This window comes from Pseudomonas sp. PDM16, from assembly GCF_014851865.1.
Classification (GTDB): domain Bacteria; phylum Pseudomonadota; class Gammaproteobacteria; order Pseudomonadales; family Pseudomonadaceae; genus Aquipseudomonas.
The window spans coordinates 1,090,611-1,114,327 of the sequence record NZ_JACVAM010000002.1; the positions used below are offsets into that span (position 1 = coordinate 1,090,611).

Annotated in this window: 23 protein-coding genes and 1 pseudogene; 8 read left to right on the plus strand and 16 right to left on the minus strand. The window is 63.8% G+C overall.

Annotated features, from left to right (window positions below; genetic code table 11):
- Positions 1-32: 32 nt before the first annotated feature.
- The gene (locus IB234_RS11515) at positions 33-1,010 is read right to left on the minus strand and encodes a zinc-dependent alcohol dehydrogenase family protein (protein ID WP_192317595.1); all 978 of its coding nucleotides are present in this window, start codon (positions 1,008-1,010) and stop codon (positions 33-35) included.
- 139 nt (positions 1,011-1,149) lie between these two features.
- On the opposite strand from IB234_RS11515, the gene IB234_RS11520 reads away from it, so the two are divergent.
- Positions 1,150-1,875, plus strand: coding sequence for a substrate-binding periplasmic protein (locus tag IB234_RS11520; RefSeq protein WP_192317597.1), 726 nt, complete (start codon positions 1,150-1,152; stop codon positions 1,873-1,875).
- A 104-nt stretch (positions 1,876-1,979) separates the two neighbouring features.
- Entirely contained in the window at positions 1,980-3,281 is a 1,302-nt protein-coding gene (locus IB234_RS11525) for a phospholipase (RefSeq protein WP_192317827.1), read from the plus strand.
- A gap of 1 nt (position 3,282) precedes the next feature.
- On the opposite strand, the gene IB234_RS11530 is transcribed toward IB234_RS11525, so the two are convergent.
- The 10 genes from IB234_RS11530 to IB234_RS11575 form a co-directional block, all read right to left on the minus strand.
- A complete protein-coding gene (locus IB234_RS11530) occupies positions 3,283-4,134 on the minus strand; it encodes a substrate-binding periplasmic protein (protein ID WP_225580471.1) in 852 nt (283 codons plus the stop codon).
- Between the two features lie 75 nt (positions 4,135-4,209).
- On the minus strand, positions 4,210-4,530 hold the full coding sequence (locus IB234_RS11535; protein WP_192317599.1) for a DUF2025 family protein: 321 nt from the start codon (positions 4,528-4,530) through the stop codon (positions 4,210-4,212).
- A gap of 461 nt (positions 4,531-4,991) precedes the next feature.
- Positions 4,992-5,744: a M48 family metallopeptidase gene (locus IB234_RS11540; RefSeq protein WP_192317601.1), complete on the minus strand. Its 753-nt coding sequence runs from the start codon at positions 5,742-5,744 to the stop codon at positions 4,992-4,994.
- 120 nt (positions 5,745-5,864) lie between these two features.
- Entirely contained in the window at positions 5,865-6,746 is an 882-nt protein-coding gene (locus IB234_RS11545) for a serine hydrolase domain-containing protein (RefSeq protein ID WP_192317603.1), read from the minus strand.
- Positions 6,747-6,805: 59 nt separating this feature from the next.
- Complete coding sequence (locus IB234_RS11550; protein ID WP_192317605.1) at positions 6,806-8,149, minus strand: class II 3-deoxy-7-phosphoheptulonate synthase; 1,344 nt, start codon at positions 8,147-8,149, stop codon at positions 6,806-6,808.
- Positions 8,150-8,464: 315 nt separating this feature from the next.
- On the minus strand, positions 8,465-10,252 hold the full coding sequence (locus tag IB234_RS11555) for an N-acyl-D-amino-acid deacylase family protein (protein ID WP_192317607.1): 1,788 nt from the start codon (positions 10,250-10,252) through the stop codon (positions 8,465-8,467).
- 148 nt (positions 10,253-10,400) lie between these two features.
- The gene (locus IB234_RS11560; RefSeq protein WP_192317609.1) at positions 10,401-11,129 is read right to left on the minus strand and encodes a sulfite exporter TauE/SafE family protein; all 729 of its coding nucleotides are present in this window, start codon (positions 11,127-11,129) and stop codon (positions 10,401-10,403) included.
- Entirely contained in the window at positions 11,126-11,953 is an 828-nt protein-coding gene (locus IB234_RS11565) for an SDR family NAD(P)-dependent oxidoreductase (protein WP_192317611.1), read from the minus strand. The genes IB234_RS11560 and IB234_RS11565 overlap by 4 nt, the downstream gene beginning before the upstream one ends.
- Complete coding sequence (locus IB234_RS11570) at positions 11,950-12,867, minus strand: bile acid:sodium symporter family protein (RefSeq protein ID WP_192317614.1); 918 nt, start codon at positions 12,865-12,867, stop codon at positions 11,950-11,952. Before IB234_RS11570 ends, IB234_RS11565 begins: the two co-directional genes overlap by 4 nt.
- On the minus strand, positions 12,848-14,194 hold the full coding sequence (locus tag IB234_RS11575) for a flavin-containing monooxygenase (RefSeq protein ID WP_192317616.1): 1,347 nt from the start codon (positions 14,192-14,194) through the stop codon (positions 12,848-12,850). The genes IB234_RS11570 and IB234_RS11575 overlap by 20 nt, the downstream gene beginning before the upstream one ends.
- Before the next feature lie 104 nt (positions 14,195-14,298).
- Here IB234_RS11575 and IB234_RS11580 point away from each other — a divergent pair, with 104 nt between their 5' ends.
- The 3 genes and pseudogenes from IB234_RS11580 (at position 14,299) to IB234_RS11590 (ending at position 17,989) form a co-directional block, all read left to right on the plus strand.
- Positions 14,299-15,267, plus strand: coding sequence for an AraC family transcriptional regulator (locus tag IB234_RS11580; protein ID WP_192317618.1), 969 nt, complete (start codon positions 14,299-14,301; stop codon positions 15,265-15,267).
- Complete coding sequence (locus tag IB234_RS11585) at positions 15,264-16,019, plus strand: spermidine synthase (protein ID WP_192317621.1); 756 nt, start codon at positions 15,264-15,266, stop codon at positions 16,017-16,019. Before IB234_RS11580 ends, IB234_RS11585 begins: the two co-directional genes overlap by 4 nt.
- A 195-nt stretch (positions 16,020-16,214) precedes the next feature.
- Positions 16,215-17,989 (plus strand): annotated as a pseudogene (locus IB234_RS11590) (DEAD/DEAH box helicase).
- A gap of 119 nt (positions 17,990-18,108) precedes the next feature.
- On the opposite strand, the gene IB234_RS11595 reads toward IB234_RS11590, so the two are convergent.
- The 3 genes from IB234_RS11595 to IB234_RS11605 form a co-directional block, all read right to left on the minus strand.
- A complete protein-coding gene (locus IB234_RS11595) occupies positions 18,109-18,372 on the minus strand; it encodes a DUF4404 family protein (RefSeq protein ID WP_192317625.1) in 264 nt (87 codons plus the stop codon).
- Between the two features lie 120 nt (positions 18,373-18,492).
- Positions 18,493-19,155: an HAD family phosphatase gene (locus IB234_RS11600; RefSeq protein ID WP_192317627.1), complete on the minus strand. Its 663-nt coding sequence runs from the start codon at positions 19,153-19,155 to the stop codon at positions 18,493-18,495.
- A 62-nt stretch (positions 19,156-19,217) separates the two neighbouring features.
- Complete coding sequence (locus IB234_RS11605) at positions 19,218-19,625, minus strand: acyl-CoA thioesterase (RefSeq protein ID WP_192317629.1); 408 nt, start codon at positions 19,623-19,625, stop codon at positions 19,218-19,220.
- A 115-nt stretch (positions 19,626-19,740) separates the two neighbouring features.
- Between IB234_RS11605 and IB234_RS11610 the strand changes: the two genes are divergently transcribed.
- Positions 19,741-20,442, plus strand: coding sequence for a VacJ family lipoprotein (locus IB234_RS11610; protein WP_192317631.1), 702 nt, complete (start codon positions 19,741-19,743; stop codon positions 20,440-20,442).
- Positions 20,443-20,491: 49 nt separating this feature from the next.
- On the opposite strand, the gene IB234_RS11615 is transcribed toward IB234_RS11610, so the two are convergent.
- Positions 20,492-20,791: a PilZ domain-containing protein gene (locus IB234_RS11615; RefSeq protein WP_192317633.1), complete on the minus strand. Its 300-nt coding sequence runs from the start codon at positions 20,789-20,791 to the stop codon at positions 20,492-20,494.
- Positions 20,792-21,006: 215 nt separating this feature from the next.
- Between IB234_RS11615 and rssB the strand changes: the two genes are divergently transcribed.
- The gene (gene rssB, locus IB234_RS11620; RefSeq protein ID WP_192317635.1) at positions 21,007-22,191 is read left to right on the plus strand and encodes a two-component system response regulator RssB; all 1,185 of its coding nucleotides are present in this window, start codon (positions 21,007-21,009) and stop codon (positions 22,189-22,191) included.
- On the plus strand, positions 22,188-22,682 hold the full coding sequence (gene rssC, locus IB234_RS11625) for an anti-sigma factor antagonist RssC (RefSeq protein WP_192317637.1): 495 nt from the start codon (positions 22,188-22,190) through the stop codon (positions 22,680-22,682). Before rssB ends, rssC begins: the two co-directional genes overlap by 4 nt.
- A 64-nt stretch (positions 22,683-22,746) precedes the next feature.
- Here the strand turns inward: rssC and tal are convergent, their stop codons facing one another.
- Positions 22,747-23,670, minus strand: a complete 924-nt coding sequence (tal, locus tag IB234_RS11630) for a transaldolase (RefSeq protein ID WP_192317639.1) — start codon at positions 23,668-23,670, stop codon at positions 22,747-22,749.
- Positions 23,671-23,717 lie beyond the last annotated feature (47 nt).

The following is a 23,717-nucleotide window of genomic DNA, read 5'->3' on the forward strand; positions in this document are numbered from 1 at the left end:
CCCAGAGGGCCCCTTTTTCATACCGGTAACGATCAGGGCACGATCAGGATTTTGCCATCGCGCTCGCCGCTGGCGGCCGCGGCGATCGCTTCCTTGATCTGGCTGACGTTGTAGGTGGCGGCGATGCGCGCCTTGAGCTTGCCGGTGGCGATCAGCTGGGTCAGCTCGCCGAACACCTTCATCTGTTCGGCCGGGGTGGCCTTCTGGAACCACTTGGCCAGCCAGAAGCCGCGCAGGGTCACATCGCGGAAGACGAAGGAGGAGGCCGACACCTGGCACGGCTCGCCGCTCATCAGGCCGTAGTTCACCAGAGTACCGCCCTCGCTCAGGCAGGCCGCGACATGGTCGGTGGCCTTGCCACCGACCGCGTCGATACCGAGCATCACGTTGGCGCCGCCGGTGGCTTCGCGCACGCGCTTGTGCAGGTCGGGGCCGTCGACCAGCACCACGTCGCCACCCTCGGCCTGCAGACCGGCCACGGCCGCCTCACGGCGCACTACATTGATGGTCTTGAAACCGCGCAGCTTGGCCAGCTGGATCAGATAGCCGCCCACTCCGGAGTTGGCGGCGTTCTGGATCACCCAGTCACCCGGTTGCAGGTCGACGAACTGGCTGAGCAGCAGGGAGGCGGTCGGCGGGTTGATGGTCATCATCGCCAGCTGCTGCGGATCAGTGTCTGGCAGCGGGATCAGCTTGGCGGCGGGGGCGTGCAGGTGGGTCACCCAGGTGCCACAGCCGACCGGCAGCAGCACGGTCTGGCCGACCTTGACGTTGCTCACGCCTTCGCCCAGTTGCTCGACGCGGCCGACACCTTCGTTGCCGCCAATGGCCGGCAGAGGCGGCAGCATGCCGTATTCGCCAGTCAGGGTAAGCACATCGGAGGGGTTGATCGGCGCAGCCAGCACCTTGATCAGTGCCTGGCCAGCGGCCAGCGGCGGTAGTTCCAGCTTGACCGCTTCGATCACGTCTTGCGGCACCTTGCCGCGGTGTTGGTATTCGGCTTTGAGCATGGCAGTTCTCCGTCAGCTGAGAGCGCTGAGTCTAGACCCAAGACGCTGCTGTGGGATGAATCGCCGTGCATATGCGCGGGTGATGGCGCCCTCTGCCAGCCAGGCCCTATGCTAGACCCAATCATCGAGGTGAAACCGCATGCTTTCACGTGTCTGGCCATGGTTGTGGCTACTGCTGGCGCCCGTCGTGATGGCGGAGCCCCTGCGCATCGGCTTCGGCACCCACAAGCCACCTTATGTATTCGAGAACGAGAAGCGCGGACTGGAGTACGACATCGTCGCAGCGGCGGTGCAAGCGGCCGGATATCAGCTGGATGCGCGATTCGCTCCCATGGAGCGGCTGCATCTCGCCATCGTGCGTGGCGAGCTAGATGGAATCGCGACCACCAATACCTTCAGCGGCGTACAGGCCCATTACTCGGAACCCTACATTCATTGCCAGAACGTCGCCTTGGCATTGTCCTCGCGCGGTTACCGCATCACCGATATTGCCGAGCTGGGGCGGTACTCCGTCAGTGCGTTCCAACGAGCCCGGTATCTTCTGGGGCCGGAGTTCCAGGCCATGGCCGAGGCCAATCCTCGATATCGCGAGGAGGCGCAGCAGATCAATCGCAACCGCTTGCTGTATAGCGGTCGCGTCGAGGTTGCCGTGGGGGATCCACGCATCTTGCGCTACTTCAATCGCGAGGTAGCCGAGCAGGTCGATACGACCCAACCGGTCACACAGTACATGCTGTTTCCTCCGACGGCCTACAGCGTCGGCTTCCGTCTGCCGGAGCAGGCCGAGGGCTTCAATCGGGGCCTTGCCATCATTCGAGAGAATGGCCTGTATCGCGAGATCGAGCGCAGTTACGCCGACTATTGAAGCCCGATCGGTGAGTAGGGTTGGCGCGCCCTGACAGTGCCTCACGGTGGGTCGGCAGGTAGCCTTGGTCCAAAAATACTGACATTGGAGTGTTCGTGAAGCCCATTGCCCTGTTGTTCGCGGCTGCCCTGGCCTGCGGCCTGTCCCCCCATGCTCTGGCCTGGTCCAACCACTCGCTGGGTAGCCTGCTTTCCCTGCAAGAGCAGCCGGAGCTGCGTGAGGAGATAGTGGTGGAGCCGCTGGAAGCCTTCCTCGAGGACCAGGCGGTTGCCATCGAACAACTGCTGGATGAGCAGGAGCGCCATGCGCGGGAGCATTTCTCCTATTATCCGCCGCGCCCCGACGATCTGCGCTGGCGGGCCGATGCCAAGGAGGACCGCCGAGAGGCTTTTCTCGAAGCATTGCGTATCAACCCGGAGATCAAGCTAGCCAGTTTCATTCAGCAGCTGCCGGGGCAGGAGGCGGGTGGCCGGCCTTTGCTGAAGGGGGAGGATGTTCTGGTGTTTCACAAGGTCGGCCCTTGGACGCATTGGCGCTATTTGGCGCTGCAGTCCGGGGAAAAGGTCCAGGCGCTGCAGGTGCTGACCAGCGCGGCGGACGAGCCGGACTACGGTCATGACATCAATCTGTTCAGTGACAATCCGGGAGCGGCAGGGCAACGCTACAACTTCGGCCCGCAGCCATTCGGTGATGCCCGCTTCGAGTATTCCTCGCAAGCCCCATTTCATATCGGTTACTACCACGAGCCGGCTCTGATCTTCGCGGCGGCTCCCTACCTGGGTCAAACGCTGCCCCACTGGCGCGTCTACCAGTACAGTGGCCTGGCTCGCCTGGCGTTCGCCAGCGGTCATCCTTACTGGGGCTATCGCTTCCTGGGCTGGACCATGCATTACCTGCAGGACCTTACCCAGCCCTATCATGCTAGCGTGCTGCCCGGAGTGAGCGCCGCCGGCATGGTGCTGATCGCCGCCAAGGCGCAGGCCGGTTATCCGGAGGATCGTCAGGCTGCCATTCAGCGCGTTGCCGATCGGCACACGGCCATCGAGCAATATCAGTTCGACCGGATGCAGATGCTGCTAAATGAGGGCCAGGTTGACCATCCTCTGTTGCGGGCCTATGCGGCAAGCGAAACGGATGGAGACTACCCGACGTTCGACTCGGACTACGCGGCTGAGGTAGTGGCGGCGGAATCCTATGCCCGTGCCGATGATTTCGATGCGCTGATCGGGGAGTGGATGGCACGCGCCTCGACGCAGCAGGGCAAGGCATCTATGGGATTCAGCGAGGGCAACGCCCTCAAGCCGGCGACACCCGATCCCGCCCTGGAACACCTGCTGGTCGAGCTGTTCCGACACTTCGGCGCCCATAGTCGCAATGCGCTGAAGGGTAACCTGCCTCGCGACTGATTCAGGGGTGGTACCACAGCTCGGTGCGCTGCAGCGGCGTCTCCTCTGGCAGTAGTGGGTTGCTTATCTCGATAATTCGTCGCCTATCCATCTGCGCGGCGTGCAGGTCTGCGCCGTGGTATTGCTGGAAGAGCTGCTCGAAGGAGCCGTCCGCCAGCGCTACTTCCAATCCCCGACGTACCGTTTCCGCCAGTTGCGGATTGTCGGGCGAGAAAAAGAAGTACAGGGCGGTGGGGTAGCGCAGAGCCAGGTGCTCATCCAGCGTCAGGTCGTTCCCGCCGGAGTGCTGCAGCTCGCCGCGTACCTCCAGCACCGCACGGGGGAAGTAGTCGAAGCGACCGGCGCGCAGCATCAGGAACAGGCTCTCGTAGCTGGAGCTGACCTCCACCCTCAGGCCATGGCTACGCAGGATGCTTGTATCGGGCCAGTCATGTCCCTGGCCGGCACGCCAGCGCGTCAGGTCGGATAGGTCGCGGACATTCGCCAGCAGATGCTGATTGTCGGCACGCACCAGGGCTACACGCCAGCCGTACAGGCCCCTATCCAGCGGAATGCGTACGGGCAGCAGGCGTTGTTCGCGTTCGCGGCTGGTCATTGTCCATACCACGTCCACTGCTTTGCCCTGCTCGAGGTTGAGCAGGGCCCGATCCTGTTCCATGTAATGGTCGGACGGAACGATGCGCGCGTCGCTGCCAGCCTTGTCCAGTGCGAGCTGCAGCTGCGCAAGCGGATAGGTCGGACGGAAGTCGCCGCCCGGCATTGCGCGAGGGTAACGGACCAGTTCCTGGGCTGCCGGGCAGGGAAGCGCCATCAGCAGCAGAGGCAGCAGCCAGGGCAGGCGCCACAATGGCATCGATTGCAATCCTTCGAATCATGAAACTCATCGTGAGGAGTGGATTATGCCAGCCCTGAGCCGCTTCGCCGATTCTCAAGCCTTTCGGCGCTCGGCGATGATCTCTGGCAGGTCGCTGCGGTGGAGATAGACACGCAGTGGTTCGGAGATATTCAGGCGCTCGTCGATGCGTTGCTCCAGCAGAAGGCCGAGGCGTTCGCGGCTGAGGGTCATCAGCTCTCCCTTGAGGGGCTGCCAGACGAACTCGGCACATGGCTGGATGGTGTCCTCGGGCACGTCGAGGCCGAAGGAGTCCTCGCTGAAGCGGACAATGTGATAGCCACTCTTTGCGTTGTATCCAACCAGCCCCTGCAGGGCATCGGCGGCGGAGCAGATGGCGGACGATGTGATGCTCATGCAAACCTCCTGTGGATGTTTTCGGAGTTCGCACGCCTAGCATGAGTAGTCCACCCTCCCTGGCGGACGCTCCTGGGGCCGCCGTTCTGGGACGACGTTTCGTTTCCGGCTCTTTTTCTGCCGGTCATCCTAGGGGATGACGGGGCGGCGGTATTGCTCTGGATCAACGCGACGGTAGCTAGGTAATCGAGAAGCAGTTCTCTCACGGCGCTCGACCGAATGCGACGTGTCGGCGATTTCTAGAGGCGATGTGGATGCTGCTTCGTGAGGCCGCTAGGTCGTCTAGGCGCAGGCCCGCACAATCTGACGTGGGGGCGGTGTACATACACCCATGGAGACGATGTTTTCGTCGCCACGCTCGACGGGTAGGTAGTTGAGGTAGCTTGGCAGTGCGGAAGGGAGAGGGAGCAGACGATGCGCCTGGGGACCCGCTCGCGCCAGGGCACGAGCGGGTGGGGCACTTATTTGCCGGAGGCGATACGCTGACGGATGTGGGCAGCGCGATCGGCTGAGCCCGGGTGCGAGTCGAACATGCTGCTGTCGCCGCCGCCCAGTTTGGCGAGCTTGTCGAAGGCGCTGGCCAGGCCGTTCAGCGGAATACCACGCTTTTTCAGCAGGTCGAAGGAGAAGTCATCGGCATCGCTTTCCTGGGATTGCGAGAACTGGGCGTTGACCAGGGCTTCACCCAGCTCACCGAGCTGCGAGCTCGACAGGGCAGCGACAGCGCCATTGCCGGACGAGGCTGCTGCACCACGGGCAACGGATGCGGCGTAGGCAGTCTGCATCGCCTTCTTGCTGTGGCCAAGGGCAACGTGGCCCATCTCGTGGCCCAGTACGCCTTCTACTTCGTTGTCGTTCATCAGGTCCATCAGGCCGCTGTACACGCGTACACAACCATTGGCCATGGCCCAGGCGTTGACGTCGTCGGTGAGGTAGACCTTGTAGTTGACCGGAGTGCCGCCGGCATCGCTGCCGAGGTTGGTGGAGATCTTCTTCAGGCGCTGGCTGTATTTGCTGCTGGCTGGAGCGATCTTCGCTTCCGAGTCCATTTGTGCACAGGCGTCGTCGGCCATTGCCTTGACGTCGGCATCGCTGAGGGTCGCTGCCTGGAAGGCTTGCAGGCCGGTGTTCAGCATGGCGTCTGTGCTCATGTTCTGGCAACCCGAAAGCAGGGTGGCAAGCGCGAGAGCAGAAAGGGAGTACTGCAGCTTCATAGCATCGTCCTTACACTTTGGCGTATTGAGTTGGCCGAGAGGCGTCGGCATCCGGCCGGCCAGTCATTGTCGGCGATATGGCCTGCTGAGGACGTGAAGCGATTCGCACTCCTCGGTCTGTCAATGACTCCGTGGTGGCAAGCCCAGGCTTTCCGAAAGATGTCCTACGGTCTCCGCCTCGGTGGCGGCCGCTTGTCCTCCTCTGCGGAAAACGGCGCAGGTGGCTCGTCGGATGCCGTCGGTAGCGCCGTACACCGCGACACTACTTCCCGGCCCTGATCCGGTGTGGCCGGCCAGCAACAATCCGCCCGCCACCTCACCCTGCATCAGCCCGAGTCCGTATCCAGGAACCTGCCATGGGGTGCCGGCGATGGGGCCGCCGAGGACTCTTGCGCAGCGCATCTGCGCAAGCATCCCCTCGGAAAGCAGATGCCCGCTCAGCAAGCGATCAAGCAGCAGGGCTGCCTGGCCGATGGGGCCGACGAGCAGGCCGTGATAGACCCAGGCCGTGTCGTATCCGGTCATTCCTGGTAGGTCGGTACGCTCACGGACGAGCGCGACATCCGTCAGCCCGAGAGGCTTGAACACTCGCTGGTCCAGCGCATGGGCGAGTGGAAGGCCCGACGCGCGCTCGATCAGACGGCATATATACAGGTAGCCGACGTTCGAGTAGCGCCAGCCCTCTCCGGGTGGATAGCGCAGTCGGGTTGCGTCGACGCGCTGCAGCATCTCCTCTGCAGGCCAGGCGTCATCGCCACGGGCGACGGCGGCATGGTAGTCGGTCAGTTCGTCATAATCGGCCAGGCCGGCCTCGTGACCTAATAGCTGGCGCAGCGTGAAGGGGCCCTCAGGAACCAGCTCGTCCAGTCCCATACGTCGGTCATCCACCAGCGAGAGTGCCGCCGCCGCGAGCACTGTCTTGGTGAAACTCCACCAAGGCAGGCGAGGCTCGCTTGGCTCGGATCGCCGAAGGTGACCGTCTATATAGAGGGCGAAGGCCATGATGGCTCCTGGGGGGAGCGAGCAGTGGATCGATCACCTCTGCTCATGCCGCCCGCTTATTACCTGCGCGCCTGTTTCAGCGTCTCGGCGATCATGAAGGCCAGCTCCAGCGACTGGTCGGCGTTCATGCGTGGGTCGCAGTGGGTATGGTATCGGTCCGACAGGCCGTCTTCGGTGATCGGTCGCGAACCGCCGATGCACTCGGTGACGTTCTGCCCGGTCATCTCGATGTGGATGCCGCCGGCGTGGGTACCCTCGGCGCGGTGCACCTGGAAGAACTGCTTCACCTCGGAGAGGATCTGCGCGAAGTCGCGAGTCTTGTAGCCGCTGGAGGCCTTGATGGTGTTGCCGTGCATGGGGTCGGAACTCCACAGCACCTGGCGACCTTCCTCCTTCACCTTGCGCAGCAGGCGCGGGAAGTTGGCTTCGACCTTTTCGGCGCCCATGCGCACGATCAGGTTGAGGCGGCCCGGATCGTTGTCCGGGTTGAGCACGTCGATCAGGCGGATCAGCTCGTCCGGGTCCATGCTCGGGCCGACCTTGACCCCGATGGGGTTCTCGATGCCGCGCATGAACTCGACGTGGGCGCCGTCCAGCTGGCGGGTGCGGTCGCCGATCCACAGCATGTGCGCGGAGCAGTCGTACCAGCGCCCGGTAAGGCTGTCCTGGCGCACGAAGGCCTGCTCGTAGTTCAGCAGCAGCGCCTCGTGGGCAGTAAAGAAGCTGACTTCGCGCAGCTGCGGCGCACTGTCCATGCCAACCGCGCGCATAAAGGCGAGGGTCTCGTCGATACGGTTGGCCAACTGGTGGTACTTCTCGCTCAGGGCGGAATTGGCGATAAAGTCCAGGTTCCACTGGTGCACCTGGTGCACGTCGGCGAAGCCGCCCTGGGCGAAGGCGCGCAGCAGGTTGAGGCTGGCGGTGGCCTGGTGGTAGGCCTGCAGCAGGCGGTCCGGGTCCGGCACGCGGCTAACGGCGTCAAAGCCGATGCCGTTGACGATGTCGCCGCGATAGGCCGGCAGGGTCACGCCATCGACGGTCTCGCTGCCGGAAGAGCGCGGCTTGGCGAACTGGCCGGCCATCCGCCCAACCTTTACTACCGGGCAGCCGGCGGCGAAGGTCATGACGATGGCCATCTGCAGCATCACCTTGAAGGTGTCGCGGATCTTCGCCGCGCTGAATTCGGCGAAGCTCTCGGCGCAGTCGCCGCCCTGCAGCAGGAAGGCACGACCCTGGGTGACCTCGGCGAACTGGCGGCGCAGCTCACGGGCCTCGCCGGCGAACACCAGCGGCGGGTAGCCGGCCAGGGTCTGCTCCACGCGGGCCAGGTGGGCGGCATCGGGGTATTCGGGTTGCTGCTGGATGGGGTGCTTTCTCCAGCTTTCGGGGCTCCAGGCGTGCATCGGACTTCTCGCGGCTAATCGGTTGCCGGCATGTTAACCCCGCAGGACGCGGCAGGTCAGCCGATAGCTGTGATTGAGCGGATGCATTGAGGACGGAGCATCCGCAGAGGTCAGCCTGCCAACGAATACTTGGCTGCCGACAGGGTGACCCCAGCGGATACGTAACGACGCCAGCGGCATCCCGAATACACGGCTGGGATGGCCGCTGGCGTCGCCCCGGCTGGGCCGGGACGCGGCGCTCTTGCTGGCGCCTGATCTATCGAGGGCTAGCCCTCTATCGAACCCTCACCGATGGGGGAGGCGAGGGATGAATCTTCAGGCGGTCGCCGGCTGGAAGCCGCGTACCGGCGCCGTGCGTGGCTGTACATCGCGGCCTTGCAGGAAGCGCCCGTAGCCCTGGGCCTTGCCCAGATCGTCCGGGAATTCCTGATCGCGCCGGTAGGCGATGCGGCCGTTGATCAGGGTGGCGTCCACTGCGGCGTCGTTGCGTTTGACCACCCGCACCAGGCCGAGCACTTCCATCGGTGCCTCGCTCATGTCGTCCAGCTCATCGGTCAGCCCGGCGGGATTGACGATGACCAGGTCGGCGCGGTCGCCGACGCGGATATAGCCGGCGTCGACGCCGATGAAGTCGGCCAGCTCGCCACTGCAGCGGCGCACCGCCTGGCCCAGTTCCATGAACGGGGTGCCGGCGATCTGGGCGTCACGCACGTACTTGAGGAAGCGCAGCGGGAAGTTGTACTGGGCAATGGAGCGCAGGTGCGCGCCGGAGTCGGCGAAGCCCGGCTGGGTCCAGGGGCTGGACAGCAGTTTGTGCATTACCGGCAGGCGCTGGTTGCCGTAGCAGGTGGTCCACTTCAGCGCCTCGCGGTACTGGCAGGCCAGCTCGAAGTAGGCGTCCACCGCGTCCAGGCCACGGGCCTGGCCGAGCTGCTTGAAGTTCTTGCCGACCATTGTTGCGTCCGGGCACTCGGTCACCCAGCAGTCGGAGAAGTCGCGGTGCCACAGGCCCTTGGTCAGCACGGCCTTGACCTGCTTCTTGAACAGGGCGCGGAACTCCGGCTCCAGTACCTTGGCGTACAGCTCGTCCGGGTCCTTGATGTTGCGCAGGATCTCGCCGGCGCCGAACTCCTCGAAGGCGTTCACGTTGAGCCCTTCCAGGCGTAGGGTGAACGGTGCCGGCAGGGTCTGCCAGCGGAAGTTGCCGCGCAGCACCTTGTTCGCCAACCAGCCGGAGAAACGGGTGAAACGGTGCAGCAGCGGCTGCGACTTGAGATCCAGGGCGGTGAGCATCGAGCACTTCAACGGGGTGCGGAACCAGCCGTGGGCCTGCCAGAGGAAGGCGAACACGTTGACCTTGGTCACCGCGTTGGGCGCGCCCTGCATCACCGCGCCACGGCGACGGAGGATGGCGAACAGGCGGGAGAATTCCTTCCAACTGGCAAAGGTCGAGGGCAGTGGGCTGGACCAGGCGCGGTCGCCGTCCATCTTGTCCAGGCGCGTGGTCATCACCGACAGGCCGATGCAGCCGGCGTCCAGCGCCTCTTCCAGCAGTTGTTCCATGCGCTGCAGTTCGGCCTCGGTCGGCACCACGTTGCTGGTGGCGCGCTCCAGGCCCATCACCGCCACGCGTAGCTCGGAGTGGCCGAGGAAGGAGCTGACGTTGGGGCCCAGCGCCAGCTGGTCGTAGAAGGCGCGGTAACCGGCGGCATCGCGCCAGGTCTTCTTCTCCTGCAGGATCGGCAGCACGTATTCGCGCGGCACGGCCTCGACACGAGTGAACAGGTCCGAGCAGTCCTCGGCATCGGCCAGCACCATGCTGATCGAGCAGGAGCCGATGGTCACGCTGGTCACACCGTGGCGCACGGATTCTTTGAGCGCCGGCGCGGCGATCACCTCGGCGTCGTAGTGCGAGTGGATTTCCAGGAAGCCTGGGGTGACCCACTTGCCGGCGGCGTCGAGCACCTCGGCGCCACTTTCATCCAGCGGACTGATGCTGACCGCGTCGACCTTGCCATTGCGGATGCCGATATGGCGCGGCACGCCCGGCGCGCCGCTGCCGTCGAAGTACAGGCCGTTCTTGATGATGATGTCGTAGCTCATACCAGGCTCCAGGGGGCTGTAGGCCGTTGAAAAACTACCTGCGTTGCCATCGCGGCGTTAAAAGCAGGCTCAAAGTGCTCATTTACAGCTCGTAAACTCCGCCTTTTCGCCTGCTTTTGCCTTGCGCTGGCTACCTCGCTAACGTTTTTCAAGGGCCTACCAACAGCAGCGTGCCGGTGACCAGCAGCAGGGCGTAGATGGAGATGCGGAAGTGGCGTTCGTCGAAGCGCCTATGCAGGTGTTCGCCCAGCCATAGGCCGACCAGCAGCAGCGGGGCGTAGGCCAGCACCTGAGGCAGGGCTGGTTGCAGGCGGCCGTCGATCAGGAAGGCGGCGGTCAGCAGGCTGTTCAGGGTGAACCAGACGCTGACCAGGGTGGCGCGAAAGCGCGCCTTGTCCAGCGTGGTGCCAGCCAGGCCGTAGACAAGCAGCGGCCCGCCGGAGGCGAACAGGCCATGGCTGAGGCCGGCGCCGAGGGTGAGCAGACGGGTCAGCCACTGCGGGCGTACCGGCAGCGCGGTAGCGTTGCGCAGGCGCCACAGCTCGCGCCCGGCGAACCACAGGATCAGCACGCCGAAGCCACGCTTGAGCAGCGCCGCGTCCAGATACGGCAGCAGCAGGTAGCCCAGCGCGGTACCGGCGACCATGCCCGGCAGGATGGTGCCAAGCAGCAGGCGGCGGTCGATCTGCGCGCGGTGGCGCCACACCAGGTAGCCGGTCATGCCGATGTTCAGTGGCACCAGCACTGGCAGCAGCTGTTCGATGGGCAGTAGCAGCGCACCGAGCGACAGTGCGATAACGATGCTGCCAAAGCCGGTGACGGCTTCCAGGGTGTAGGCGAGCAGAATGAAGGCGCCCAGGGCATAGGAGGCACTCACGGCTGCGGCTCGCCCTGCAACACCACTGCGCGGCTGCCGGGTGGCGGCAGCTCGCCGGCGAAGCGGCGGCTCATCTGCCGGTAGTACAGGCCCGGGGCGATGCGCCAGAGCAGGCTGGCCAGCCAGCTGCCACGGTCGGGGAACAGGCGCTCGCGGCCGCTGCGCAGGGCCTTGAGGATTTCCTCGGCCATCCAGCCTGCGCTGCGCACGCTGCCCAGGGTCGAGCGGGCGTGGCCGGCGGGCTTGCCATCGGCGCCCAGGGCGTTGCGGTCGATGGGGGTGTCGAGGAAGCTCGGGTAGACCATCAGCAGGCCCACACCATCCTGCGCCAGCTCGGCGCGCAGCACCTCGAAGCTCTGCGCCAGGGCACTCTTCGCTGCGCAGTAACCGGCGCGGCCGAGCACCGGCATCCAACCGGCCATGGAGCCGATGGCAGCGACCTGGCCACGGCTCTCGCGCAGCAGCTCGGCGGCGGCCAGGGTCAGCTCCAGCGGCGCGTGGTAGTCCACCGCCATCACCTTGCGCAGCACTTCGGGGCGGGTCAGCAGGGTCGGTGAGCGATGGGTGATGCCGGCATTGTTGATCAGCAGGTCGAGGCGGCCGAAGACAGTACGGCAGGCGTCGACCAACTGGCGGTGCAGCAGCGGATCGGTGATGTCTCCGGACAAGGCTTCGACCCGCTCGCTGTTCAGCTCGGCCACCCGCGCGGCCAGGCCGGCGGCGTCGATATCGGTGAGCAGTAGGCTGTCGCCGCGGGCGTGGCAGGCCTTGGCCAGCTCCCAGCCGAGACCGCTGGCGGCGCCGGTGATCAGAGTGACGTTCATTGCGCCACCTCGGCGGCGACCGCGCCGGCCGGGGTACGCCGCGCCCACAGCAGGGCCAGCGCGAGGCCCGCCAGCAGTTGCCAGCAGCCCCAGAATGCGGCGATCAGCAGCATGCCGCCGGCCTGCGGGAAGAAGGTGAAGATCAGCGCCATGCCCAGCGCCGAGTTGTGGATGCCGCTCTCCAGGGTCACCGCGCGCACGTCGGCGTCATTCAGACGCCACAGCTTGGCGCACAGGTAGCCGAGGCCCAGGGCCAGGGCGTTGAGGGTGACCACCAGCCAGAAGAACAGGTGGAAGTGCTCGATGAACTGGTCGAAGTTCTTCACGAAGGCGCCGCCGACGAAGGCCAGCAGCACCAGCAGGGAGAAGTGCCGCAACGGCTTCTCCAGCTTGCGCGCGATCAGCGGGCGGCGCTTGCCCAGGGTCATGCCGGCGAGCATCGGCAGGATCAGCACCAGTACCACCATGGCCAGCAGGTCCAGCGGCTCGACATGGATCTCGGTGAGCAGCGCGCGGGTGTTGGGGTTGAGCCCGGCGTACAGGGCGAAGTTGAGCGGGGTGAAGATGCCGGCCGTGAGGCTGGACACCGCGGTGACGCTGGCCGACACCGCGACGTTGCCGCGCGCCAGCCAAGTCATGATGTTGGAGAAGGTGCCGCTGGGGCAGGTGGCGACCAGGATCATGCCCAGGGCCAGCTGCGGATCGATCGGCAGCAGCAGGGTCAGGCCGCAGGTGGCTGCCGGCAGCAGCACGAACTGCACCAGCATGCCGATCACCGGCGCCTTGGGGGCGCGCAGGATGCGGCTGAAGTCGCCGGCACGCAGCTCCAGGGACACGCCGAACATCATCAGGGCGATGATGGCGTTGAGGGCGATCATCGCCGAGGGCGAGAACTCAAGATTGACGCTGGGCATCGCCGTGCTCCCGTAGCTGGGTGACGGAGGGCGCTAGGTCGGCACGCAGCGCGGCGATATGAGCCTTGAGTGCGGTGCGATAACTGGTCTTGTGCACGTAGTAGGCCATGCGCGGCAGCTTGAGGTAGGCGTAGCCGCCATCCAGGCGTTCCCCGGCGCGCTCGGCAACCTGCTGGCGGAAATGCCGTGCCGACGCCGTACCTCGTTGTTGCTGGGCGATGGCCAGGGCAACCAGCTCGGCCTGTTCGGCACGCCCCTGCCAGCCCAGGCCAGAGGCCTCGACCATGCCGAGCACGAACAGGTCGTCGCGCTGCGGGTGGAACACGTTGAGGTAGAGCTGAGGGGCGTCTGCGCTCGCCGGCCAGTTCAACTCGGCACGGTCGATGAAGGGATAGTCGAGCTTGTAGCCGGTGGCCTGCAGGATCAGGTCGTACTCGGCAACGTCGCCATTGGTGAAGGTCACCTGCTTGCCGTCTACCGCGCGAATGTCGCCGCGCGGCTGGATATCGCCATGGCCGATATGGTGGAGCACCAGCGAGTTCATCACCGGGTGCGACTCGTACAGTCGGTAGTCCGGATCGGGCAGGCCGTACTGCGAGGGCTTGCCGACCAGAACGCGGGTCAGCAGACCGTCGACCAGCTGCTTGAGCCGGCGCGGCAGTTTCACCGCACCGCCAAAGGTGTCGGTCGGCTTGCCGAGGATGAACTTGGGCAGGAAGTGATAGCCGCGGCGCACCGACAGGTCGACCGACCTGGCGCGGTGTGCGGCGTCCACGGCAATGTCGCAGGCCGAGTTGCCGCAGCCGATCACCAGCACCCGTTTGCCGGCGAAAATCTCGGCATTCTTGTAGGCCGAGGCATGCAGCAGTTCGCCGTCGAACTGGCCTGGCAGCGCCGGCTGGTTGGGCGTGTGCAGGGTGCCGTTGGCGATCAGCATGCCCTCGAACTGCCATTCGCGCTGGGTACCATTGTGCTCGCTGACCAGTCGCCAGCCGCGACACAGGCGCTCCAGGCGCACTACGCGGGTGCTGAACTGGTAGTGCTGGCGCAGGCCGAAGCGCTCAGCGTAGTCGCGGAAGTACTGGCCAACGTGGCTATGGTGCGGGTAGGGCGGCACCGCCTCGGCCATGGGGAACTCGTCGAACTGGGTCATGCCCTTGGACGAGATCAGGTGCGCCGACTCGTAGACGGTGCTGTGTGGATTGGCGATATCCCATAATCCGCCGACGTCGTGGTGCAGTTCGAAGCCGACGAAAGGGATACCATGGCGCTGCAACTGACGTGCAGCAGCCAGCCCCATAGGGCCGGCTCCGATGATGGCATGCATGCAAGGCAACTCATTGTCTTTCTAGTTTTGTTCCGCAAGCATATGCAGGCACCTGAGCGTCGTAATGGCTCAATCAGGACCTCTTCCGGTTAATTCAGGACTCCATGAGCAACCCACCTTCGGTCACCGTCCACTACGCCCAGGCCATCCTTCAGGCCGCAGAGCGCCTGGCTCTGCCGCTGCCGGCCGAGTTGCGCCAGCTGGGCCAGGAGGTGCGCATTCCGCTGGCCCGTCAGGAAGCCTTGTGGGAAGCCTTCTGTACCGCTGCCCAGGACCCGCTGATCGGTCTTCGCCTGGGCAGTGCCCTGCAGGTGGGCCATCTGGATATGGTTGGCGCGCTGCTGATGAGCTGCGAGACCCTGGGGGAAGCGCTGGAGGCGTTCCTGGAGTACTACCCAATCGTGGGCGATGGCGGCGAATTTTCTTCGTGCCAGGAGGGCGACCAGCTGCGCCTGGTCTATCAGCCGTTCTATCAGGTGCGCCGCGAGGAGCGGGTGGAGGCAGTGCTGGCCAGCCTGTTGCACATGAGCCGCTGGATCACCGGCGAGCGTATTCAGCCGTTGGAGCTGCACTTCGCTCATGGGCCGCGTGGTGGCGAAGCGCGCTACATCGAGTTGCTGGGTTGCCCGTTGCGCTTCGATGCCGATGACAACGCCCTGGTGTTCGACCGTGCCGCCTTGGCCACACCGTTGATCCAGGCCAACGCGCTGATGCGCGAGCACCTGCGCGGCCTGGCCGACAGCCTGCTCGAACGCCTCGGCAACCAGAGCCTGGCAGTGCGTGTGCAGCAGCAATTGCGTGCCCAGCCGCGCTGGGGCAAGGAGCGCATCGCCGAGCAACTGGAGCTGAGTGGTCGCCACTTGAACCGCAAGCTGGCCGAGGAGGGCACCAGCTTCAAGTTGCTGCGCGACCAGGTGCTGCACCAGATGGCTGAGCAGCGTCTGCGCGAATCACCAAGGGTGGCCGAGGTGGCCGAGGGGCTCGGTTTTTCCGACGAGAGTTCGTTTGCCAAAGCCTTCCGTCGCTGGAGCGGTATCACGCCTGGTCAGTTTCGCCAGGGGCTCGGCCAATGAGCGATCTGCGCGATGAGGTTCTGCTGGAAGAGGTGCGCGACGACTGGGGCGTGGTTCGCGTGCTGGAAGTGGGCGACTACCGCTTTCTTGAGTTCGGCGAGGCCATCGAGCAGAGCTGTACTTACACCCGCGACCCGGCCTGGCTGGAGTACGACTACACCCGCGCCATGCTGATCGGTGCGCTGTGCCATGAGGCGCCAGAGTCGGCGCTGTTCCTGGGGCTGGGTGGCGGCACCCTGACCCAGGCGTGCCTGAAGTTCCTGGCCTTGGATGACGTCGAAGTTATCGAGCTGCGCCCCGAGGTCCCGCGCCTGGCCATGCAGTATCTGGGGCTGGATGATGATCCGCGGCTGACCATACGCATCGGCGATGCCTTGGAGCTGCTCGATAGCGCCGAGACTGCCGACCTGATCTTCGTCGATCTGTATACCGATACCGGCCCGGCGCCCGGTCATCTTGCCTGGCGCTTTCTGGAGAACTGCCAGAAGAAGCTCAACCCCGGCGGTTGGCTGGTGATCAACCAGTGGGGCACCGATGATGGTCGTCCGCTCGGCGCTGCACTGCTGCGTGGGCTGTTCCACCGTCATTACTGGGAGATTCCGGTGAAGGAGGGTAATGTCACCCTGTTGGTGCCCGCCGATCTCGATCAGCCTCTCGACCTTGACGGTTTGGGCGCTCGCGCCGAGGCGCTCAAGCCGCGTCTGGGTTATTCCCTACAGTCACTGCTGGACGTCCTGCGCCCGGCCAGTTGACGAACCGTTCGACCGGCTGGTGCAAATTCACGACCCGCAGCCATCTTTTTCCTGTATGATTCGCGCCCGGCCAAAACGGCCGAGTTCAGGTGATGCATTCCCGAAGCGCTGCTTCGCTGCTTGTCCGCTGCTGCGGACTATCCTTGATCTCACTTCAATCACGTCTTCGCAAATCCCCATCGCAGGGCTGCCAGGTTGACCCACAAGGTCCTTCATGGCACGTGCAGCCTTTGCCACTCGGGTCTTTGCGGATGCACTTTCGAGGCAGACCCATGACCCAGGAAACCGGCACCTTTGCCGATCTCGGCCTTCATCCTTCCATTCTCGCTGCACTGACCGCAGTCGGTTACGAAGAGCCGTCCCCCATTCAAGCCCAGGCGATCCCGATGATCCTGGCCGGCCACGACATGATCGGCCAGGCCCAGACCGGCACTGGCAAAACCGCCGCCTTCGCCCTGCCGATCCTGTCCAAGATCGACCCGGCCAAGCGCGAGCCACAGGCGCTGATTCTGGCGCCGACCCGCGAGCTGGCCCTGCAGGTGGCCACCGCGTTCGAGACCTATTCCAAGCAGATGCCCGGCGTGAATGTCGTGGCCGTGTACGGCGGCGCGCCGATGGGCCCGCAGCTGAAGTCCCTGCGCATGGGTGCGCAGATCATCGTGGCCACCCCGGGCCGCCTGGTCGACCACCTGAGCCGCAACGACCAACTGCTGTCGACCATCCGCCATCTGGTGCTGGACGAAGCCGACGAAATGCTCAAGCTCGGTTTCATGGATGACCTGGAAGTGATCTTCCAGGCCATGCCGGCCACCCGCCAGAGCGTGCTGTTCTCCGCGACCCTGCCGCACTCGATCCGCGAGATCGCCGAGAAGCACCTGCGCGAGCCCAAGCACGTCAAAATCGCCGCCAAGACCCAGACCGTGTCGCGCATCGAGCAGGCGCACCTGATGATCCATGCCGATCAGAAGGTCAATGCCGTGACCCGCCTGCTGGAAGTCGAGGACTTCGACGCCCTGATCGCCTTCGTGCGTACCAAGCAGGCCACCCTGGACCTGGCCGGTGCCCTGGAAGCCAAGGGCTACAAGGCCGCCGCGCTGAACGGCGACATTGCCCAGAACCAGCGTGAGCGTGTGATCGAATCGCTAAAAGACGGCCGCCTGGACATTGTGGTCGCCACCGACGTGGCGGCCCGTGGTATCGACGTACCGCGCATCACTCACGTGCTCAACGTCGACATGCCGTACGACCCGGAGTCCTACGTACACCGCATCGGCCGTACCGGCCGCGCCGGTCGCGAAGGTCGTGCCCTGCTACTGGTGACTCCGCGCGAGCGCCGCATGCTGCAGGTGATCGAGCGCGTCACCGGGCAGAAGGTCGGCGAGGTGAAGCTGCCCAATGCGCAGCAGGTGCTGGACGCCCGTATCAAGAAGCTGACCACCGGCATCACCCCGTTGGTTGCGGATGCCGAAGCCAGCCATGGCGCTCTGCTGGATCGTCTGATCGCCGACATCGGCTGCAGCCCGCGTGCCCTGGCCGCGGCTCTGCTGAAGAAGGCTACCGGTGGACAGGCTCTGGATCTGGCCAGCGTCGAGCGCGAGCAGCCGCTGGTGCCGAGCGTTGGTGCCCCGCGTGAGCGTCGCGAGCGTGACGGCGATCGTCCCGAGCGCTCGTACGACCGTGGTGATCGTGGCGAAGTGCGTGAGCGCCGCCCGATGGCCGCACCGAGCGAGGGCAAGGCCCGCTGCCGTACTGCCCTGGGTGCGCGTGACGGTATCGCCGCGAAGAACCTGCTGGGCGCCATCCTCAACGAGGGTGGCCTGCAGCGCGATGCCATCGGTCGTATCCAGATTCGCGAGACCTTCAGCCTGATCGAACTGCCGGAAGACGGCCTCGAGCGCCTGCTGAGCAAGCTCAAGGACACCCGTGTCGCCGGCAAGGCCCTGAAGCTGCGCCGTTATCGCGAAGACTGATCATCTATCCTTTTGGTTCCGGCATGCTATGTGGTGCCGGGCTGCATAAAGGTGTGGAAGTCGAAAGAAAAAACGCCTTATCGCTTGATACGCGATAAGGCGTTTTTTGCATTTAGGGGTCAGATCCCCATATTAGCCAGGCTCTGCAGTATGTTGCGTAACGTGCCGGTCAGTGTGGGATGTTGACTTTCGAAGCGTTCGACGGCCAGGTTGACCCCGTCGACAAGGGTGGCGTCGGGGTCGCTGGCTAGCTCCTTGGCCAGCTTCAAGTCGATTTCCTGCATCAGCTCGAGCAGTGCGACTCGATCATCCGCGTCCAGCGGGCCATCGGCGGCGAGCTCTTCGCGCAGTTGCTGGAAGTGTTGCTGCAGGCGTGCGGACATGATTGTCTCCTTCGTGGCTACCGCAGAGTGGACCCGACCTTTCGGTACGGGTTCGCTGCATTTAGCTGTAGGTTAATCCAGTCAACCGACGGCTGCCTGATCCAGGGCAGGTTTTGGGTGTCAGGGTTTTTCGCCTTTGCCACGCCGTGCTGCCAGATCCAGAAGGCATGCTGGCAGCTCCCCGGGATGGTCGATGACCGAGTGAGCGCCGAGCCGGTACAGCTCCAAAGTAGCGAGGGCCCGGAGCTTTTCCCGTTCACTCGAGTTTAGAGCCTGCCAGTCCGCCAGAGCCAGCCCGCACAGGGGGCCGCAGGTGGCGAGGCCGATGCACCAGAGGCCGGCGTTCAATCCCGCCAGGAGGAGGTGGGGGTCGCTTGCGATCAGCACGCAGCCTTCCAGTCGTTCGACTTCCAGAAGTGCCAGAGACTGCCAGATGCTGTCTGGGGCAGGCCAGGGACGGGACTTTCCGATGCCGGAGAGCGTGATCGGCTGGGGCAGGGCGATTGCTAGTTGCTGTGCCACCTCGGTGGGCAGGTCATGTAAGGCCGCGTACGGCAGGCCCCGTTGGTGCAGGTCGTGCAGTAACTCTTGAACGCCGGGGAGCGCTTCGGCTCGCTCATCGGCGCTGGCGAGCAGGCTGTCCTGAAGTTTCGGACACGTTAGATCGCGTGGTCGCTGCGAAAGCTGTGCATGCTGCAGGGCGATTGGCAGTGTGCGGGCACCGTGGTCGACCAGGCAGCCGGTCATGCCGAACAGCAAGGCGTTGAACTGAGTCTCAGGCATAGATCGTTTCCCCGAAGCGTTCGGGGCAGGGTAGCGAGTGCCTGTGACGTTCCCGTGACTGTCTAAGTGTTCATCAGTTTGCGCAGATCGTCTGGAACCGCTACAGAAGCACCGTTGGCATGGTCGATCCAGACGAGTTTGCAGTGACCTTCGCCGTAGCAGCGTAGAGGATCTTCCTCGGTGCTCAGGCGGTGTTCGACCACCAAGCTACTGCGGCCGACGGGCCCCGCGTAGAGTTCGATCACCACGGTGGCGGGGTGGATCACTGGTTTCAGGTAGGTATGTGTTGTCTGCAGCACGACCGGGCCCTGCGGGGCGTGATCAATGTTAATGCCCGCTTGAGCAAACCACTCCACGCGCGCCTCCTGGACGTATTCCAGGTAGACGGTGTTGTTGACGTGGCCATAGTTGTCCATGTCGCTCCAGCGAACTGCGATACGGGCGGTATGGAGCAGGCGTTTATCCGGCATGCTGGAGTCCGCTATGCTGCTGCCTTGCGGGGCGGCGAGGTTTATACTGCGTGGCCTACAGGGATTCCGGTTGGCCTCGGGCCGCCACACTACTGATGCGATGGGGAGACTGCAAATGCGAATGATCGGTGCAAGCTGGATCGATCGTCTGGGCCGGTTGTGCGCGTGCGCTGCACTGGCGGTATTGCCGCTGGCGGCAAGTGCCGCGGAAGATGATCCCTGGGAGGGCTTCAATCGGCCGATCTTCCGTTTCAATGACGCGGTAGACACCTATGCGCTGAAGCCCGTTGCCAAGGGCTACCAGGCGGTGACTCCGCAGTTCCTTGAGGACGGTGTACATAACGTGTTTCGCAATATCGGCGACGTCGGCAACCTGGCTAATGATCTGCTGCAGGGTAAGGTGCATGACGCTGGGGTTGACGGTAGCCGCCTGATCTTCAATACCACCTTCGGCTTGCTCGGTTTCTTCGACGTGGCCAGCGAGATGGGGCTGCAGCGTAACGACGAGGACTTTGGCCAGACCCTGGGAGTCTGGGGGGTGGGAAGTGGTCCGTACCTGGTCATTCCGCTTCTCGGTCCGAGCAGCCTGCGCGATGCTCCGGCGAAGATTCCCGATGGTTACCTTGGCCCATATCCCTATATCGATCATGTGCCGACCCGCAATGTCACCCGTGCGATCAATGTGATCGATACTCGTGCGAGCCTGTTGTCGGCGGAGAAAATGGTCACTGGCGACAAGTACATCTTCATTCGCAACGCGTACCTGCAGAATCGCGAATTCCGTGTGAAGGACGGCGAGGTGGTGGACGACTTCTGATCCACCACCCGGAAAATCAGAAAGGCGGCCTTGGCCGCCTTTCTGATTTTCAACTCATCGACAGTATCGCCAGGCCTATGGAGGTCCGGCCATTGTCGAGTGGCGTCAGGCGAACCACCTCTGCGTCAGCCTCAAGTCCCTTCAGCTCGCTGTGCTCGGATGGAATGTGGACCTTCAGCCGGTCACCCATGGATAACTCGCATTCCGCCTCGACCTGCATGCCGGTGCTGGAAAGGTCGAGGCACTGGGCCTGGATCTCCCTGCCTGCGTGGTGGAGGGTGACCGGAGCTTCCAAGCGCATGCGGATGAAGTCACGTTTCTCGCTGTAGGCACGATCATTCTGGCTCATGAACCCAATCCTCTTCTTTTATAACGTGCTCCCGAGGGACTTATAACCCTCGCCGATTTGAGGTGTAAAGGCGCGTTGCGACAATTGGCTGGTCGCTTGAATCGCCTGGCGGATGGGAGTACCGTCTGCGCCGTAAATCGTCCGAGTACAGGTGTTTCTCCTGATGCCGGGCGCCAAATACAATTTCTCTCCGGCGTCGTTTGCCTGGATGGCCCATGCATAAAACCAGCGCCAAGCTGCTGCTTATCGATGATGACGAGGTAGTACGGGCAAGCCTTGCAGCCTATCTCGACGACAGCGGTTTCCAGGTCCTGCAGGCCGGAAACGGGCTGCAAGGGCTGGAGGTGTTCGAGCGCGAACGGCCCGACGTGATCATCTGCGATCTGCGGATGCCACAGATTGATGGTCTCGAGCTGATCCGCCGGATCAATGTGATCAACAGCGAAGTGCCTGTCATCGTGGTCTCCGGTGCCGGAGTGATGAGCGACGCCGTAGAGGCCCTGCGCCTGGGGGCAGCCGACTATCTGATCAAGCCACTGGAAGATCTGGCGGTGCTGGAGCACTCGGTGCGCCGCGCACTGGATCGCTCGCATCTGCGTCTGGAGAATCAGCGCTACCGCGAGAAGCTTGAAGCCACCAATCGCGAGTTGCAGGCCAGCCTGCACCTTCTGCAGGAGGATCAGAACGCTGGGCGTCAGGTGCAGATGAACATGCTGCCGACCACACCCTGGCAGGTGGATGGTCTGGAGTTCGCTCACCAGATCATTCCTTCTCTGTATCTCTCTGGCGATTTCGTCGACTACTTCCGGGTAGATGAGCGCCGCGTGGCGTTCTATCTGGCCGACGTCTCTGGTCACGGCGCCTCGTCTGCCTTTGTCACTGTGTTGCTCAAGTTCATGACCACCCGCCTGCTGTATGAGTGGCGGCGCAATGGCATCCTGCCCGAGTTCAAACCGTCTGATGTGCTTGGCCACATCAATCGCGGCCTGATCAACTGCAAACTGGGCAAACATGTGACCATGCTGGGTGGCGTGATCGACGAGGAGAGTGGGACCTTGACCTACAGCATCGGCGGCCATCTGCCGCTGCCTGTATTGTTCAGTGAGGGCAAGGCTAGCTATCTGGAGGGAAGAGGGCTTCCAGTCGGTCTCTTCGATGAAGCCAGCTACACCGATCTGGTGATGCAGCTGCCGCAATCGTTCAGCCTCAGTCTGATGTCCGACGGCATTCTGGACCTTTTGCCCGGTGATACGCTCAAAGATAAAGAAGCGGCGCTGCCCAGGCTGGTAAGCGAAGCGGGAGGCACTCTCGACGGGCTGCGCCAGGTCTTTGGACTGGCCAATCTACGTGATATGCCGGATGATATTGCCTTGCTGGTGTTGAGCAGGAACCTTGCATGAATCCTGGGAATAGCCCCGGTAGGATCCAGTTCGCCGAGCAGGACGGTACCTTCGTCCTGAAGTTTGTTGGCGAAGTCCGCCTGACCTTGTGTTCGGCTCTGGATTCAACGATCGAGAAGATTTTCACGGCGCTGAATTTTTCAGCAATTGTTATCGACCTGACGGAAACCCGCAGCATCGATAGCACGACCCTTGGCTTGTTGGCCAAGCTGTCCATTCTGTCCCGACAGAAGATCGGCCTGTTGCCCACCGTGGTCACTACCCACGAGGACATCACGCGTCTGCTGCAGTCCATGGGTTTCGATCAGGTGTTCAACATCGTCGACCGGCCGATTCCCTGCCCGGAGTGCCTGAGCGACCTACCGTCCCAGGATCAGTCGGAAGAGGTGGTCAAGGCCAAGGTGCTGGAGGCACACCGTATTCTCATGGGGCTCAACGACTCCAATCGGGAAGCCTTCCACGATCTGGTGAGTGCGCTGGAGCGCAGCTGAGTTTCTAGTAAGCATGAAAAAGGGCGATATCCGCTGGATATCGCCCTTTTTATTTACCTGCCGCTCAGCTGCGGTTGGCCAGCAGCGCTTCCAGTTTCTCCTGGTCGCGGGCGAACAGGCGGATGCCCTCGGCCAGTTTCTCGGTGGCCATGGCGTCTTCGTTCATGGCCCAGCGGAAGCCTTTCTCATCCAGCGTCTGGCGCGCTTCGCTGGCGCCTGGGGTGAGGATGCGTGGCAGCTCGCCCTGGTCGTCGGCCAGTTGCTGCAGCAGCTCGGGGCTGATGGTCAGGCGATCACAGCCCGCCAGCTGTTCGATCTGGCCCAGGTTGCGGAAGCTCGCGCCCATTACCACAGTCGGGTAGCCGTTGGCCTTGTAGTACTGATAGATGCGTGAGACGGATTTAACCCCTGGGTCCTCGGCGCCAGTGAAGTCGCGGCCCTCGGCCTTCTTGTACCAGTCGTAGATGCGGCCGACGAAGGGCGAGATGAGGAACACCCCAGCGTCGGCGCAGGCTGCGGCCTGGGCGAAGGAGAGCAGCAGGGTCAGGTTGGTCTGCACGCCGGCCTTTTCCAACTGCTCGGCGGCGCGGATGCCCTCCCAGGTGGAGGCGATCTTGATCAGCACGCGCTCGCGGCCGATACCGGCCTGGTCATACAGGCCGATGATACGCTCGGCGCGGCGCAGGGTGGCCTGGGTATCGAAGGACAGGCGTGCGTCCACCTCGGTGGAGATACGCCCCGGAATGACCTTGAGGATCTCCTGGCCGACGGCTACGCCGAAGCGGTCGCACGCCAGCCCTAGATCACCGGCGCAGCCGCCGACGGCCTGATCCAGCAGCTCGGTGTAGCGCGGCAGTGCGGCAGCCTTGAGCAGTAGCGAGGGGTTGGTGGTGGCATCCACCGGCTTGAGGCGGCTGATGGCGTCGAGGTCGCCGGTATCGGCGACCACGGTGGTGAACTGCTTGAGTTGGTCCAGTTTGGAGGTCATGACGAGGCCCTGTCGTTACATGCCTCGACCATAACCGAGCCACACGG